A 13,151-nucleotide genomic window follows, 5' to 3' on the forward strand; every position below is an offset into this window, starting at 1 on the left:
GAGTTTCGGTATGCGCTCGCGGCTTCATCACCGTCATGATAGTTATCGACGCCACAAACGAATGCTTTAGCTTTTTTACGTTGATTTTTTTTGATAAAAAAAGCGCCGGCAAGCGGCGCTTTTTAAAACTACGTAAACAGATGTGATTAACGCAGAAGGGACAGCATGGTCTGTGGAACCTGGTTAGCCTGCGCCAGTACCGAGGAGCCAGCCTGCTGCAGGATCTGCGCACGAGACATATTTGATACTTCTGTCGCGTAATCAGAATCCTGAATACGGCTGCGTGCTGCAGACAGGTTGCTCACCGTGTTGTTCAGGTTAGTGATGGTGGATTCGAAACGGTTCTGGGATGCACCCAACAGGCTGCGCTGAGTATCAACAGATTTAATCGCATCATCGATAGTTTTAAGAGGGCCGCTCGTGCCGTCAGTTGCGGTCGCTGCCAGAACATCAAAGCCGCTAGCGGCAACTTTACGGTTACCCGTTGCGCCAGTGTTATCACTTAACGCACCAGTGGCAACATATGCACCGCCGAGATTGGCGTCCGAAGTGGAAGTTTGATACAGATCCCAGCCTTTACTTGCACCGATAGAGATACTGATTTTTTCTGCATCTTTAGAGCCAACCTGGAAGGAGTAAGTTTTGGTTGTATCAGAACCGGTGTTCAGCACTTTGGTGCCGTTGAAGTCGGTCTGTTTGGTTACGCGGTCGATTTCAGCCATACGCTGGTTGACTTCTGACTGGATGGAGTCGATGTCAGAAGCTGAGTTAGAGCTGTTCTGCGCCTGCACGGTCAGATCACGAACGCGCTGCAGGTTGTTGTTAATTTCGCTCAGCGCGCCTTCTGCGGTCTGCGCCAGGGAGATACCGTCGTTGGCGTTACGCGCCGCCACGTTCAGGCCATTAATGTTAGAGGTGAAGCGGTTAGCAATTGCCTGGCCTGCTGCGTCATCTTTTGCGTTGTTGATACGCAGACCGGAGGACAGACGCTCAATCGAAGTACCCAGAGAAGACTGAGATTTGTTCAGGTTGTTCTGAGTCATCAGAGACAGGGTATTAGTATTAATAACAGCCATGGTTTATTCCTTCAAATATAGTTTCAGATTCAGGCTTCTGCCTACGGCTTTCTCACCGCTAACCTGATTATCGACCTCCCCTTCCTAACCTTTAGAAAAAAGATCATTTTTTTAAAAGGACAAACTGCCCGATCTTTATCCGCTTTATTTCCGCATTGATAAATGCAAAAAACGCTAATCTTTTTCCCGCATCTGCCGATAGAGCATCCAGCGACTGTCACAATAAAGGATGAAAAAAATGGCAAGTGTTAGTTCACTCGGTGCAGGCACCAGTCTGGATCTCAATACGTTGTATGACAATTTACAAACAGCGGAACAGACCAAACTCACGCCGATCACGCAGCAGCAGACTTCATATAAAGCGAAACTGACTGCATGGGGCGTCGTTCAGACTGCACTGACCAAGTTTCAAACTGCTGCAGACGCGCTGAAAAACACCTCTGCGATTGCGCAGTCAAAGGTGACCAGTACCAACACCGCATTCAGTGCGACCCTGGCGAGCAGTGCTTCAGCCGGTTCGTACTCGGTAGAAGTGACGCAGTTGGCGGCCGCGCAGACGCTGCTGAGCCCGAAAGTGGCCAGCAAAGATACCGATCTGGGCGACAGCAGCCTGAGTTCGCGCACCATCACTATCACTCAGCCGGGTCAGAAAGATCCGTTGACGGTGACGCTGGCCAGCGACAAAACCAGCCTTGCGGACGTGCGTGATGCGATCAACGCCAAACAAGGCAGCGTTACCGCCAGCATCATCAAAGCGGATGATAACAGTTACTACCTGTCACTGACCTCACGTGACAGCGGTGTCGCCAATGAAATGACGATCACCACCGACGACAGCGAGCTGGCGAAATATATCAGCCACGATCCGCTCGATTCATCGACGGGTATGAAGGTTCAGGTCGCTGCCGCGGATGCGATCGTCAACATTAACGGCATTAAGATTACACGTAGCAGCAATGCCATTACTGATGCCCCGGAAGGCGTAACGCTCAATCTGACCAAAACCAACGTCGGTAGCCCGGAAACGCTGTCGATTGTGAAAGACAACCAGCCGATGACCGATGCGATCCAGGCGTTTGTCGATGCGTATAACTCGTTGCAGACCACTATCGGCAACCAGACAAAATATACCGCGGTTAAACAGGGTGACGGCGCGCAGGATACGAGCAATGGCGACCTGCTGGGCGATGGCACACTGCGTAATATCCAGACGCGCCTGCGCTCAGCGATCTCGTCTACACAAGGTTCCGGTACGCTGTCGACGCTGTCGCAGTTGGGTATTACCCAGGACATTAGCGGCAAGCTGACCGTGGACAGCACCAAGTTAGGGAAAGCCCTGACCGAAAAGTCTACCGACGTGCTTGCACTGCTGTCCGGTGACGGAAAAACAACCGGCTTAGCGACCCAGACCAGCAACCTGCTGAAAGATATGTTAGGGACAGACGGCTCCGTTAAGAATGCCACCGACGGCATTAACAAGACGTTGAAAAACCTTTCCGATCAGTATGACCGTGTTAACACGCAAATTACCGCCACTATGGCACGGTATAAAACGCAGTTTACCAGCTTGAGTCAGCTTGTTTCCTCTATGGATCAAACCGGAAGCTATCTGACACAACAGTTCAATGCTATGAACAGTTAATGAATGATGAGTTGAGGTTTTAAGATGTATACAAAATCGGGAATTCAGGCCTATGCGCAGGTAAGCGTTGAGAGTGCCGTCCTGAGTGCCAGCCCGCATCAACTGGTGGTTTTACTTTTTGATGGCGCGTTAAGCGCCATGAAAAAGGCCATGATATTGATTGAGCAAGGGGACATTCCCGGTAAAGGGCAGGCGCTGGGAAAAGCCATCAATATTATCAGTAACGGTCTGCAGTCAGGGCTGAATCACGAGGTGGGTGGCGAGTTGACTACCAATCTCGACAGCCTCTACGACTATATGACGCGGCGTCTTTTACAGGCCAATATCCATAACGATATTGATGCCATTAATGAAGTGGTGGGGTTGCTGAACAACATCGCGGATGCCTGGAAAGAGATAGGACCCAATTCTCAACATATGCGGGACAATGACTAATGGAAGCCAATCTGGGATTGCTCCAACACTATCAGCAGCTGTTAACCACCAGCGCCGCGATGCTGGCTATGTCCAAATCAGGGCGTTGGGATGAACTTATTACCTTCGAAGTGAAATACCTGAGCGCCGTTGAAAAGCTGACCCAGTTCCAGGATGCGAATGAGATTGCGCCGCACGTGCAGGCGCAAATTCGCCCCATGCTGAGACAGATCATCGATAACGAAATTGAGCTTAAGGCCTTGCTGCAGCAGCGTATGGATGAACTGAGAACTTTGGTTGGGCACTCCTCCCGACAACATAATCTGAATGCAACTTATGGACGTCTTTCTGGCAATATTCTTTTCCCCGCCGATCTTTAATCCGGGGATGATGACAAGCGGGTGATTATATTTCGTTATATCACCCGCTAACTTTGTCCGCCTCGCTCATACTGTCTGTGTTCTTAAACTGGAGCACGGAAGATGAAAAACCCCACCCTTTTACAGTTTTTTCACTGGTATTACCCTGATGGCGGCCAACTCTGGCCGGAAGTCGCCGAGCGCGCCGACCTTTTAAACGATATCGGTATCAACATGGTCTGGCTGCCCCCGGCTTATAAAGGGGCGTCTGGTGGTTACTCCGTCGGGTACGACTGCTACGATCTCTTCGACCTCGGTGAGTTCGATCAAAAAGGCTCCATTCCCACTAAATACGGGGATAAAAACCAACTGCTGGCGGCTATCGGGGCGTTAAAACGCAACGACATTGCGGTGCTGATGGACGTGGTGGTTAACCACAAGATGGGCGCCGATGAGAAAGAGGCTATCCGCGTTCAGCGGGTCAACGCCGACGATCGCAATCAGATCGACGACGAGATTATCGAATGTGAAGCCTGGACCCGCTACACCTTCCCGGTGCGAGCAGGCAAGTACTCGGAGTTCGTCTGGGACTACAAATGCTTTAGCGGCATCGATCATATCGAAAACCCCGATGAAGACGGCATCTTCAAGATCGTCAATGACTATACCGGTGATGGCTGGAACGACCAGGTCGATAACGAGATGGGGAACTTTGATTACCTGATGGGCGAAAACATCGATTTTCGTAACCGGGCGGTGACCGAGGAGATCAAATACTGGGCGCGCTGGGCGATGGAGCAGACCCAGTGCGACGGCTTCCGTCTGGATGCGGTGAAACATATTCCGGCATGGTTCTATAAAGAGTGGATCGAGCATGTGCAGGAAGTTGCGCCGAAACCGCTGTTTATCGTGGCGGAATACTGGTCACCCGATGTCGGTAAACTGCAGCACTATATCGATCAGGTGGACGGGAAAACCATGCTGTTCGACGCCCCGCTGCACATGAAGTTTCATGAAGCCTCGCTGCAGGGACGTGATTACGACATGAGCCAGATCTTTACCGGCACCCTGGTAGAGGCCGACCCCTTCCACGCGGTGACGCTGGTGGCTAACCACGATACCCAGCCGTTACAGGCACTGGAGGCTCCGGTCGAGGCCTGGTTTAAACCGCTGGCCTACGCGTTGATTTTGCTGCGTGAGAACGGGGTGCCGAGCGTCTTCTATCCCGATCTCTTCGGGGCGAGCTATGACGACACCGGCGGTGACGGCGAGACGTACCATATCGAGATGCCGGTGATTGAGCAGCTCGACCAGCTGATCCTCGCCCGCCAGCGTTTTGCCCACGGCGTTCAGACCCTGTGGTTCGATCATCCTAACTGCATCGCCTTCAGCCGCAGCGGCACCGAGGAAGAACCGGGCTGCGTGGTGGTGCTCTCTAACGGCGACGAGGGTGAAAAGACCATTACGCTGGGCGAGAACTACGGCAATAAAAACTGGAAAGATTTCCTCGGCAACCGCGAAGAGTGTGTCACGACCGACGAAAACGGCACCGGCGTGTTTACCTGCAACGGCGGCAGCGTCAGCGTGTGGGTCCTGGAAGAGGTGTTGTAAAGGGTGAGAAGCCGGGCGGCGCTACGCTTGCCCGGCCTGCAAATCACTTACGGCAGCTTACTGCCGAGCGGATTTTTGCTGAGGTAAGTCGCACACTCGGTGGTCGGGCGATCCACGCGCTGCAGGATCATCCCGTCATACTCAATGGCGCTGCCTTCGCGATCCAGCGGGTAGATATCCAGCTTGCGGGTGACATTATAAAAATCATCCGAACGCAGCATCATTTTCCCCGGTACCGCCACCACGCGCTGCCACTGACGGCAGTCCAGGGTGTCCCCTTCTTGCGTCACCACCAGCGTGGCGATCGCTTCCGGGCTGACCATTGCGCTTTGTGGCCCTTTCGACTGCCAGTACCCTGCCAGTTCAGCCGGGACGGGATGCTTAATCACGTCCTCGTATCGGTCCACCTGCACACAGCCGGTTAACGCCAGCAGCCCCGCCATCATTGCTATTTTTTTCATCATTGTTCCGTCTATGTCGAAAAAAAAGAGTGTGGCATTAAAGCTGTCGGGTCGCCAGCACCAGAAGGACTAAACCTGCATGGACATAACGTCCTGATACGCCTGCATCAGTTTATTACGCACCTGAATGCCCATCTGCATGGAGACTGACGCTTTTTGTAAATCGGTCATCACATCGTTCAGACCAATACCCGGCGCACCCATGGTGAACTTTTCGCCCTGCACGCGCGCGGCGGTTTGCGTATCGCTGATCCGGTCCAGTGCTGCATGCAGCTGGCCCGCGAAGCTGACGGTTGACTGCACGTCAGCCACGTTCTGATGACGGGCGGTCATTGCCGTTGCCTGCAACTGGCTGATGACGCTTTCAATCCCCTGTATTGCCATGACTTTCCCCTGATGGATTTTTACGCGCTCAAGAGTAGCAGCCTGTCAATGAGATAAAGGCGTTAAATAGCGTTAAAAAACCAGGTTATTTGACGCATAGAAAATCCCGAAACATCAAATAATGGCACAGCCATGATTATGGAATTTTTGTTGTGTTTGCCGACCCGGGAGTCTGTTTTGTTTCTCCACACGAATAATGAAATCCACGATGAGTCACGAGGTACGCTATGAGTGCGTCAGCAACATCCGCTCCTCAAACTAAATCTCTCGAATGGATGAGCCGCCTGCGCGCGAACCCTAAAGTGCCATTGATCGTGGCAGGTGCCGCCGCTATCGCTATCGTTGTCGCGATGGTTTTATGGGCCAAACAACCTGACTACCGCACGCTGTTCAGCAACCTCTCGGATCAGGATGGCGGCGCAATCGTCACCCAGTTAACCCAGATGAACGTCCCTTACCGCTTCTCGGATAATGGCGGCGCCCTGGAAGTCCCTGCCGATAAAGTTCATGAGCTCCGCTTACGTCTTGCCCAGCAAGGTCTGCCGAAAGGCGGCGCGGTGGGCTTTGAACTGCTGGATCAGGAAAAATTCGGTATCAGCCAGTTCAGCGAGCAGGTTAACTACCAGCGCGCGCTGGAAGGCGAACTGGCCCGCACCATCGAAACCCTCGGTCCGCTGAAAAGCGCCCGCGTGCACCTGGCGATGCCGAAACCGACCCTGTTTGTCCGGGAACAGAAAGCGCCTTCCGCCTCCGTCACCGTCAATCTGCAGCCTGGCCGTGCGCTGGATGAAGGGCAGATTAGCGCCGTGGTGCATCTGGTCTCCAGCGCTGTAGCAGGTTTACCGCCGGGCAACGTGACCCTGGTGGATCAGATGGGTCGCCTGTTAACCAAATCCAACACCAGCGGTCGCGATCTGAATGACGCCCAGCTGAAATATGCCACCGATGTGGAAACCCGCCTGCAGAGCCGCATCGAAGCCATTCTTGGCCCGATCGTCGGGACCAGCAACGTTCATGCCCAGGTCACCGCGCAGATCGATTTTGCCGATAAAGAGCAGACCGAAGAGCAGTATCGTCCAAACGGTGATGCCGCCCAGGCCGTGATGCGCTCGCGTCAGGTCAATGAAAACCTGCAGGTCGGCGGACCAAACCCTGGCGGTGTGCCGGGTGCGCTCTCCAACCAGCCTGCCCCGGCCAATACCGCGCCGATTAACGCCCCGGCGCAGAATCAGCAGAACGGTCAGCAGGGCGCGCAGCAGCAAACTACTGCCGCCGCCAACGCCGGTCCGCGCACCAGCAGCCGTAACGAAACCACTAACTACGAAGTCGACCGCACCATTCGCCATACCAAAATGAACACCGGTGAAGTGCAGCGTCTCTCCGTGGCGGTGGTCGTCAACTACAAAGCCCTGGCGGACGGTAAGCCCCTGCCGCTGACCGCCGAGCAGATGAAGCAGATCGAAAACCTGACCCGTGAAGCCATGGGTTATTCAGAGAAACGTGGCGATACCCTCAACGTCGTGAACTCGCCGTTCAGCGCCGTGGACGATACCAGCGGTGAACTGCCGTTCTGGAAAACCCAGTCGTTTATCGATCAGTTGATTGAAGCCGGTCGCTGGCTGCTGGTGGTGATTGTTGCCTGGCTGCTGTGGCGTAAAGCGATACGTCCGCAGCTTGTCCGCCGCGCCGAAGAGACCAAAGCACTGAAAGAGAAAAGCCTGCTGCGCGAAGAGACGCAGGAAGCCGTGGAAGTGCGCCTCAGCAAAGACGAACAAATGCAGCAGCGCCGTGCTAACCAGCGCATGGGCGCTGAGGTGATGAGCCAGCGTATTCGCGAAATGTCAGATAACGATCCGCGCGTCGTGGCGCTGGTCATTCGCCAGTGGATGAGTACAGAAAATGAGTAACCTTACCGGAACGGATAAAAGCGTCATCCTGCTGATGACCATTGGCGAGGACCGGGCGGCAGAGGTGTTCAAACACCTCTCCCAGCGCGAAGTACAGGTTCTCAGTGCGGCGATGGCCAACGTGCGTCAGATCTCCAACAAGCAGCTGACCGACGTGCTGGCGGAGTTTGAGCAGGAAGCCGAACAGTTTGCGGCGCTCAACGTCAACGCCAACGAATACCTGCGTTCGGTGCTGGTCAAGGCGCTCGGAGAAGAGCGTGCCGCCAGCCTGCTGGAGGATATTCTCGAGACCCGCGATACCGCCAGTGGCATCGAAACGCTCAACTTTATGGAGCCGCAGACCGCCGCCGACCTTATTCGCGACGAGCATCCGCAGATCATCGCCACCATCCTGGTCCACCTCAAGCGTGGCCAGGCGGCAGATATTCTGGCGCTGTTCGACGAACGTCTGCGCCACGATGTGATGCTGCGTATCGCCACCTTCGGCGGCGTCCAGCCGGCGGCGCTGGCGGAGCTGACCGAAGTGCTGAACGGCCTGCTCGACGGCCAGAACCTCAAGCGCAGCAAAATGGGCGGCGTGAGAACGGCGGCCGAAATTATCAACCTGATGAAAACCCAGCAGGAAGAGGCGGTCATTACCGCAGTACGCGAATTCGACGGCGAGCTGGCACAGAAGATCATCGACGAGATGTTCCTGTTCGAAAACCTGGTCGACGTGGACGACCGCAGTATCCAGCGCCTGCTGCAGGAAGTGGACTCCGAATCGCTGCTTATCGCCCTCAAAGGTGCCGAACAGCCGCTGCGCGAGAAGTTCCTGCGCAACATGTCCCAGCGTGCGGCGGATATCCTGCGCGACGACCTTGCCAACCGTGGCCCGGTGCGTCTGTCTCAGGTGGAAAACGAACAGAAAGCGATCCTCCTTATTGTGCGTCGTCTGGCCGAAACCGGCGAGATGGTAGTCGGCAGCGGCGAGGATACCTATGTCTGATGAACTGCCGTGGAAGATCTGGACCCCGGACGATCTCTCCCCTCCTCGCGCGGAATTTGTGCCTGCGTCCATCACGCCTGCCGAGGCTGGTGAGGACAACGACGAGCCTGAGCTGAGCGAAGAGGAACAGCGTGCCCAGCAGCTGGCGCAGATTCAGATGCAGGCCCACGATCAGGGCTACACGGCCGGCATGAACGAAGGTCGGCAGAAAGGCCAGGAGCAAGGTTATCAGGAAGGGCTGGCCCAGGGGCTGGCACAAGGCCTGGAGCAGGCGCGTGCCCAGCAGGCGCCAATCCATGCCCGGATGCAGCAGCTGGTCAGCGAGTTCCAGAACACCCTGGACGCGCTGGACAGCGTTATCGCCTCGCGCCTGATGCAGATGGCGCTGGAAGCCGCCCGTCAGGTGATCGGTCATACCCCGCCGGTGGATAACTCCTCGCTGATCAAACAGATCCAGGGCCTGCTGCAGCAGGAGCCGCTGTTCAGCGGCAAACCGCAGCTGCGCGTCCACCCGGACGATCTGCAGCGGGTGGAAGAGATGCTCGGCGCGACCCTGAGCCTGCACGGCTGGCGTCTGCGTGGCGATCCGACCCTCCATCACGGCGGCTGCAAAGTCTCGGCCGATGAAGGCGATCTGGACGCCAGCGTGGCCACCCGCTGGCAGGAACTGTGCCGCCTGGCAGCACCGGGAGTCATCTGATGACCGCACGCCTGACCCGCTGGCTCAACACCCTCGACAATTTTGAAACCAAAATGGCGCAATTGCCTGCGGTTCGCCGTTATGGCCGCTTAACCCGCGCCACCGGCCTGGTGCTGGAGGCGACCGGCCTGCAGCTGCCGCTGGGGGCCACCTGCATTATCGAACGCCAGGATGGGAACGAGATCCGCGAAGTCGAGAGCGAAGTGGTTGGCTTTAACGGCCAGCGTCTGTTCCTGATGCCGCTGGAAGAGGTCGAAGGCGTCCTGCCCGGCGCGCGCGTGTATGCCAAAAATTTATCCGCCGACGGACTGCACAGCGGCAAGCAGTTGCCGCTCGGCCCGGCGCTGCTCGGACGCGTGCTGGACGGTGCCGGTAAACCGCTGGATGGCCTGCCCTCCCCCGACACCACCGAAACCGGGGCGCTGATCACTCAACCGTTTAACCCGTTACAACGTACGCCGATCGAGCACGTGCTGGATACCGGCGTACGCCCGATCAACGCCCTGCTGACCGTCGGTCGCGGCCAGCGTATGGGGCTGTTTGCCGGCTCCGGCGTCGGCAAATCGGTGCTGCTCGGGATGATGGCCCGCTACACCCAGGCCGACGTCATCGTGGTGGGGCTGATTGGCGAGCGTGGCCGTGAAGTTAAAGATTTTATCGAGAACATTCTGGGTGCCGAAGGGCGCGCCCGGTCGGTGGTGATTGCCGCCCCGGCTGACGTCTCTCCCCTGCTGCGTATGCAGGGTGCGGCCTATGCCACGCGCATCGCTGAGGATTTCCGCGATCGCGGCCAGCACGTGCTGCTGATCATGGACTCCCTGACCCGTTACGCGATGGCCCAGCGTGAAATCGCTCTGGCGATCGGTGAGCCTCCGGCAACCAAAGGCTATCCGCCTTCGGTATTCGCCAAATTACCGGCGCTGGTGGAACGCGCCGGTAACGGCATCAGCGGCGGCGGGTCGATCACCGCGTTTTACACGGTGCTGACCGAAGGCGATGACCAGCAGGACCCGATTGCCGACTCGGCACGTGCGATCCTCGACGGTCATATTGTCCTGTCGCGCCGTCTGGCCGAAGCGGGTCACTATCCGGCCATTGATATCGAAGCCTCGATCAGCCGTGCGATGACGTCCCTGATCACCGAGAAGCATTACGCCCGGGTGCGTAACTTCAAGCAGCTACTCTCCAGCTTCCAGCGCAACCGCGATCTGGTCAGCGTCGGGGCCTATGCCAAAGGCAGCGACCCGATGCTCGACAAGGCGATCGCCCTGTGGCCGCATCTGGAAGCTTATCTGCAGCAGGGTATTTTTGAGAAAGCCGACTGGGAAAGCTCGATCCAGGCTCTGGAAATGATTTTCCCGCAGGTGTAACCGAGTAGAGGGCGAATGTCATGGCACAACACGGCGCATTATCCACGCTGAAAGATCTGGCCGAAAAAGACGTTGATACTGCCGCGCAGCAGCTTGGCGCAATGCGCCGCGGATATCAGCAGGCGGAAGAGCAGCTGAAGATGTTGATTGACTACCAGCATGAGTATCGCACCAACCTCAACACGGATATGGCCCAGGGCATCGGCAGCCAGCGCTGGATCAACTATCAACAGTTCATCCAGACCCTGGAGAAAGCGATAGATCAGCATCGCCAGCAGGTGCTTCAGTGGACCGAAAAGGTTGACCGGGCCCTGAACTTCTGGCGAGAGAAGAAACAGCGTTTACAGGCCTGGCAAACCTTGCAGGATCGGCAGGTTGCCGCAGCAACCCTGGCGGAAAGCCGTCTCGATCAGAAAAAAATGGATGAATTTGCCCAGCGCGCAACAATGAGGAGACCGGAATGATCACCCTTCAACAACTGCTTTCGAGCGACACCGACCTTGCGGCGGGCGTTCGGGGCGGAAAAGCGGCCGACGGCGCGCAGGACTTTCTTTCCCTGCTGGCGGGCGCGTTAACCGATGCCAAAGGCCAGGGCAACGAGGTCGGGCTGACGCTGAACGATCTGAAGACCGCAGGCGGTAAGCGGGCCGTCGTGGACCTGAAAGCCGACGCCAGCGATATTGATGCCGACACCGACGCCGGGAAACTGGCCGACCTGCTGGCGCATCAGGATCTCATCGTCGCCGACGAGAGTGTCACCCAGCCGGGCCTGACCTCCGGCCTGCTGCCCGCTGTCAAAGGCGAGGTGCTGAAGAGCCTGACCCAGGCGGCGAAAGAGGCCGACAGCAAAACCGAACTCAGCGACGAAGAGCTGGCGGGATTAAGCGCCCTGATGGCGATGCTGCCCCACCAGCAGACCGCCACTGCCGCGGCACCTCAGCCGGTGAGCACCGGGGGCCTGGAGGTTAAGGCCTCTCTGAACAGCGATCGTGGCCGTCAGCCTGCGCTGGATACGGACGCCCTGCGCACCGCTAAAGCCGTAGCCCAGGATAAAGAGGCGGCGCTCGCCTCCAGCACCCAACTGACGCCAGCCGTTGCCGCCGCGACGACAAAGCAGGCGGCAGAGAGCACCCCGTCCCCGACCGGGCCGACCATCACCATGGGGCCGATTGTCAGCACCCCGGCCTCAGCGCAGCCGACTTTTGCCGCCGCGCCGGTGGTCAGCGCCCAGTTGGGCAGCAACGAATGGCAGCAGACCATCAGCCAGCACATCACCCTCTTCACCCGTCAGGGTCAGCAGAGCGCCGAGCTGCGTCTGCATCCGGAAGATCTGGGTCAGGTGCAGATTACGCTTAAGCTGGATGATAACCAGGCGCAGCTGCAGATGGTCTCGGGCCATAGCCACGTCCGTGCGGCGCTGGAAGCGGCCCTGCCGGTGCTGCGTACCCAGCTGGCGGAAAACGGTATTGAACTGACGCAAAGCAGCATCAGCAGTGAAAACTTTAACGGCCAGCAACAAGCTTCTTCCCAGCATCAGCAGCAGACTTCCCGTTCCGGCAGCGCAAGCACATTTGATGAAGAGAGCGATGAGCTGCTGGCAGTACCTGCCTCCCTGCAGTCCGCGGCACGTGGAAACAACGCTGTCGATATCTTCGCCTAAACCTAAACGTCAGAGGTAGCGTGATTATCCCCGTCTTTTCGGCCCTTTGACGGCGAGCGGACACGGGATAATCACCTCATTAGCAGTCCCGAAACAGGAAGCACGAATCAGATGACTGACTCCGCCATCACCAAGAAAAGTAAGCGTTCCATCTGGATCCCGCTTCTGGTGTTAATTACGCTCGCTGCCTGCGCGACCGCAGGTTACAGCTACTGGCGCATGAATAAAGCACCGTCAGCCGCAGCCAAAGCAGAGCCACCGCCACCCGCGGCCCCGGTCTTTTTCGCGCTGGATACCTTTACCGTTAACCTGGGCGATGCGGAGCACGTGTTTTACGTGGGCATTACGCTGCGTCTGAAAGACGATGCCACCCGCACCCGTCTGAGCGAATACCTGCCGGAAGTACGCAGCCGTCTGCTGCTACTATTCTCGCGTCAGGATCCCACGCAGTTGTCTACCGATGAAGGTAAACAAAAACTGGTGGCGGACATTAAGCAAACGCTGGCTGCGCCTCTGGTAAGCGGTCAACCTAAGCAGGAAGTCACTGACGTTCTGTATACAGCTTTCATTCTGCGGTAA

The 13,151-nt window shown here is 56.9% G+C and carries 14 protein-coding genes; 11 read left to right on the forward strand and 3 right to left on the reverse strand.

Annotated features, from left to right (window positions below; translation table 11 throughout):
- Positions 1 to 146 precede the first annotated feature (146 nt).
- Positions 147 to 1,076 carry a flagellin N-terminal helical domain-containing protein gene (locus M8318_RS17010; RefSeq protein ID WP_262663645.1) on the reverse strand — a complete coding sequence of 310 codons (930 nt, stop codon included), beginning with the start codon at positions 1,074 to 1,076 and terminating at the stop codon, positions 147 to 149.
- A gap of 238 nt (positions 1,077 to 1,314) precedes the next feature.
- Between M8318_RS17010 and fliD the strand changes: the two genes are divergently transcribed.
- The 4 genes from fliD (at position 1,315) to amyA (ending at position 5,102) form a co-directional block, all read left to right on the forward strand.
- Positions 1,315 to 2,718 (forward strand): flagellar filament capping protein FliD, encoded by a 1,404-nt coding sequence (gene fliD / locus M8318_RS17015; protein WP_262663646.1) that lies wholly within the window; start codon positions 1,315 to 1,317, stop codon positions 2,716 to 2,718.
- A 24-nt stretch (positions 2,719 to 2,742) separates the two neighbouring features.
- Positions 2,743 to 3,153, forward strand: coding sequence for a flagellar export chaperone FliS (gene fliS, locus M8318_RS17020; protein WP_262663647.1), 411 nt, complete (start codon positions 2,743 to 2,745; stop codon positions 3,151 to 3,153).
- A complete protein-coding gene (fliT, locus tag M8318_RS17025) occupies positions 3,153 to 3,512 on the forward strand; it encodes a flagella biosynthesis regulatory protein FliT (protein WP_166182882.1) in 360 nt (119 codons plus the stop codon). The genes fliS and fliT overlap by 1 nt, the downstream gene beginning before the upstream one ends.
- A gap of 102 nt (positions 3,513 to 3,614) precedes the next feature.
- Positions 3,615 to 5,102 (forward strand): alpha-amylase, encoded by a 1,488-nt coding sequence (gene amyA / locus M8318_RS17030; RefSeq protein WP_262663648.1) that lies wholly within the window; start codon positions 3,615 to 3,617, stop codon positions 5,100 to 5,102.
- A 47-nt stretch (positions 5,103 to 5,149) separates the two neighbouring features.
- Here the strand turns inward: amyA and yedD are convergent, their stop codons facing one another.
- Together yedD and fliE are read right to left on the reverse strand one after the other, a co-directional pair.
- The gene (gene yedD / locus M8318_RS17035; RefSeq protein ID WP_225758491.1) at positions 5,150 to 5,563 is read right to left on the reverse strand and encodes a lipoprotein YedD; all 414 of its coding nucleotides are present in this window, start codon (positions 5,561 to 5,563) and stop codon (positions 5,150 to 5,152) included.
- Positions 5,564 to 5,632: 69 nt separating this feature from the next.
- Complete coding sequence (gene fliE, locus M8318_RS17040; RefSeq protein ID WP_106993417.1) at positions 5,633 to 5,947, reverse strand: flagellar hook-basal body complex protein FliE; 315 nt, start codon at positions 5,945 to 5,947, stop codon at positions 5,633 to 5,635.
- 227 nt (positions 5,948 to 6,174) lie between these two features.
- Here fliE and fliF point away from each other — a divergent pair, with 227 nt between their 5' ends.
- From fliF to fliL, 7 genes are all read left to right on the forward strand, one after another.
- Positions 6,175 to 7,854, forward strand: coding sequence for a flagellar basal-body MS-ring/collar protein FliF (fliF, locus tag M8318_RS17045; RefSeq protein WP_262663649.1), 1,680 nt, complete (start codon positions 6,175 to 6,177; stop codon positions 7,852 to 7,854).
- Positions 7,847 to 8,842 carry a flagellar motor switch protein FliG gene (gene fliG, locus M8318_RS17050; protein WP_032612254.1) on the forward strand — a complete coding sequence of 332 codons (996 nt, stop codon included), beginning with the start codon at positions 7,847 to 7,849 and terminating at the stop codon, positions 8,840 to 8,842. The genes fliF and fliG overlap by 8 nt, the downstream gene beginning before the upstream one ends.
- Complete coding sequence (gene fliH / locus M8318_RS17055) at positions 8,835 to 9,542, forward strand: flagellar assembly protein FliH (protein ID WP_225758489.1); 708 nt, start codon at positions 8,835 to 8,837, stop codon at positions 9,540 to 9,542. The genes fliG and fliH overlap by 8 nt, the downstream gene beginning before the upstream one ends.
- The gene (fliI, locus tag M8318_RS17060; RefSeq protein WP_262663650.1) at positions 9,542 to 10,912 is read left to right on the forward strand and encodes a flagellar protein export ATPase FliI; all 1,371 of its coding nucleotides are present in this window, start codon (positions 9,542 to 9,544) and stop codon (positions 10,910 to 10,912) included. Before fliH ends, fliI begins: the two co-directional genes overlap by 1 nt.
- 20 nt (positions 10,913 to 10,932) lie before the next feature.
- Positions 10,933 to 11,376: a flagellar export protein FliJ gene (fliJ, locus tag M8318_RS17065; protein WP_166182886.1), complete on the forward strand. Its 444-nt coding sequence runs from the start codon at positions 10,933 to 10,935 to the stop codon at positions 11,374 to 11,376.
- The gene (fliK, locus tag M8318_RS17070; RefSeq protein ID WP_262663651.1) at positions 11,373 to 12,572 is read left to right on the forward strand and encodes a flagellar hook length control protein FliK; all 1,200 of its coding nucleotides are present in this window, start codon (positions 11,373 to 11,375) and stop codon (positions 12,570 to 12,572) included. Before fliJ ends, fliK begins: the two co-directional genes overlap by 4 nt.
- A gap of 111 nt (positions 12,573 to 12,683) precedes the next feature.
- A complete protein-coding gene (fliL, locus tag M8318_RS17075) occupies positions 12,684 to 13,151 on the forward strand; it encodes a flagellar basal body-associated protein FliL (protein WP_106993423.1) in 468 nt (155 codons plus the stop codon).

It is taken from the genome of Leclercia tamurae (assembly GCF_025566055.1).
Classification (GTDB): Bacteria; Pseudomonadota; Gammaproteobacteria; order Enterobacterales; family Enterobacteriaceae; genus Enterobacter; species Enterobacter tamurae.

Bases quoted from the DNA above. Each gene is read 5' to 3' on its own strand.
- fliE (WP_106993417.1), bottom strand. From the start codon at position 5,947: ATGGCAATACAGGGGATTGAAAGCGTCATCAGCCAGTTGCAGGCAACG.
- fliD (WP_262663646.1), top strand. From the start codon at position 1,315: ATGGCAAGTGTTAGTTCACTCGGTGCAGGCACCAGTCTGGATCTCAAT.
- fliJ (WP_166182886.1), top strand. From the start codon at position 10,933: ATGGCACAACACGGCGCATTATCCACGCTGAAAGATCTGGCCGAAAAA.
- fliT (WP_166182882.1), top strand. From the start codon at position 3,153: ATGGAAGCCAATCTGGGATTGCTCCAACACTATCAGCAGCTGTTAACC.
- fliK (WP_262663651.1), top strand. From the start codon at position 11,373: ATGATCACCCTTCAACAACTGCTTTCGAGCGACACCGACCTTGCGGCG.
- fliH (WP_225758489.1), top strand. From the start codon at position 8,835: ATGTCTGATGAACTGCCGTGGAAGATCTGGACCCCGGACGATCTCTCC.
- fliI (WP_262663650.1), top strand. From the start codon at position 9,542: ATGACCGCACGCCTGACCCGCTGGCTCAACACCCTCGACAATTTTGAA.
- fliF (WP_262663649.1), top strand. From the start codon at position 6,175: ATGAGTGCGTCAGCAACATCCGCTCCTCAAACTAAATCTCTCGAATGG.
- M8318_RS17010 (WP_262663645.1), bottom strand. From the start codon at position 1,076: ATGGCTGTTATTAATACTAATACCCTGTCTCTGATGACTCAGAACAAC.
- amyA (WP_262663648.1), top strand. From the start codon at position 3,615: ATGAAAAACCCCACCCTTTTACAGTTTTTTCACTGGTATTACCCTGAT.
- fliS (WP_262663647.1), top strand. From the start codon at position 2,743: ATGTATACAAAATCGGGAATTCAGGCCTATGCGCAGGTAAGCGTTGAG.
- fliG (WP_032612254.1), top strand. From the start codon at position 7,847: ATGAGTAACCTTACCGGAACGGATAAAAGCGTCATCCTGCTGATGACC.
- yedD (WP_225758491.1), bottom strand. From the start codon at position 5,563: ATGAAAAAAATAGCAATGATGGCGGGGCTGCTGGCGTTAACCGGCTGT.
- fliL (WP_106993423.1), top strand. From the start codon at position 12,684: ATGACTGACTCCGCCATCACCAAGAAAAGTAAGCGTTCCATCTGGATC.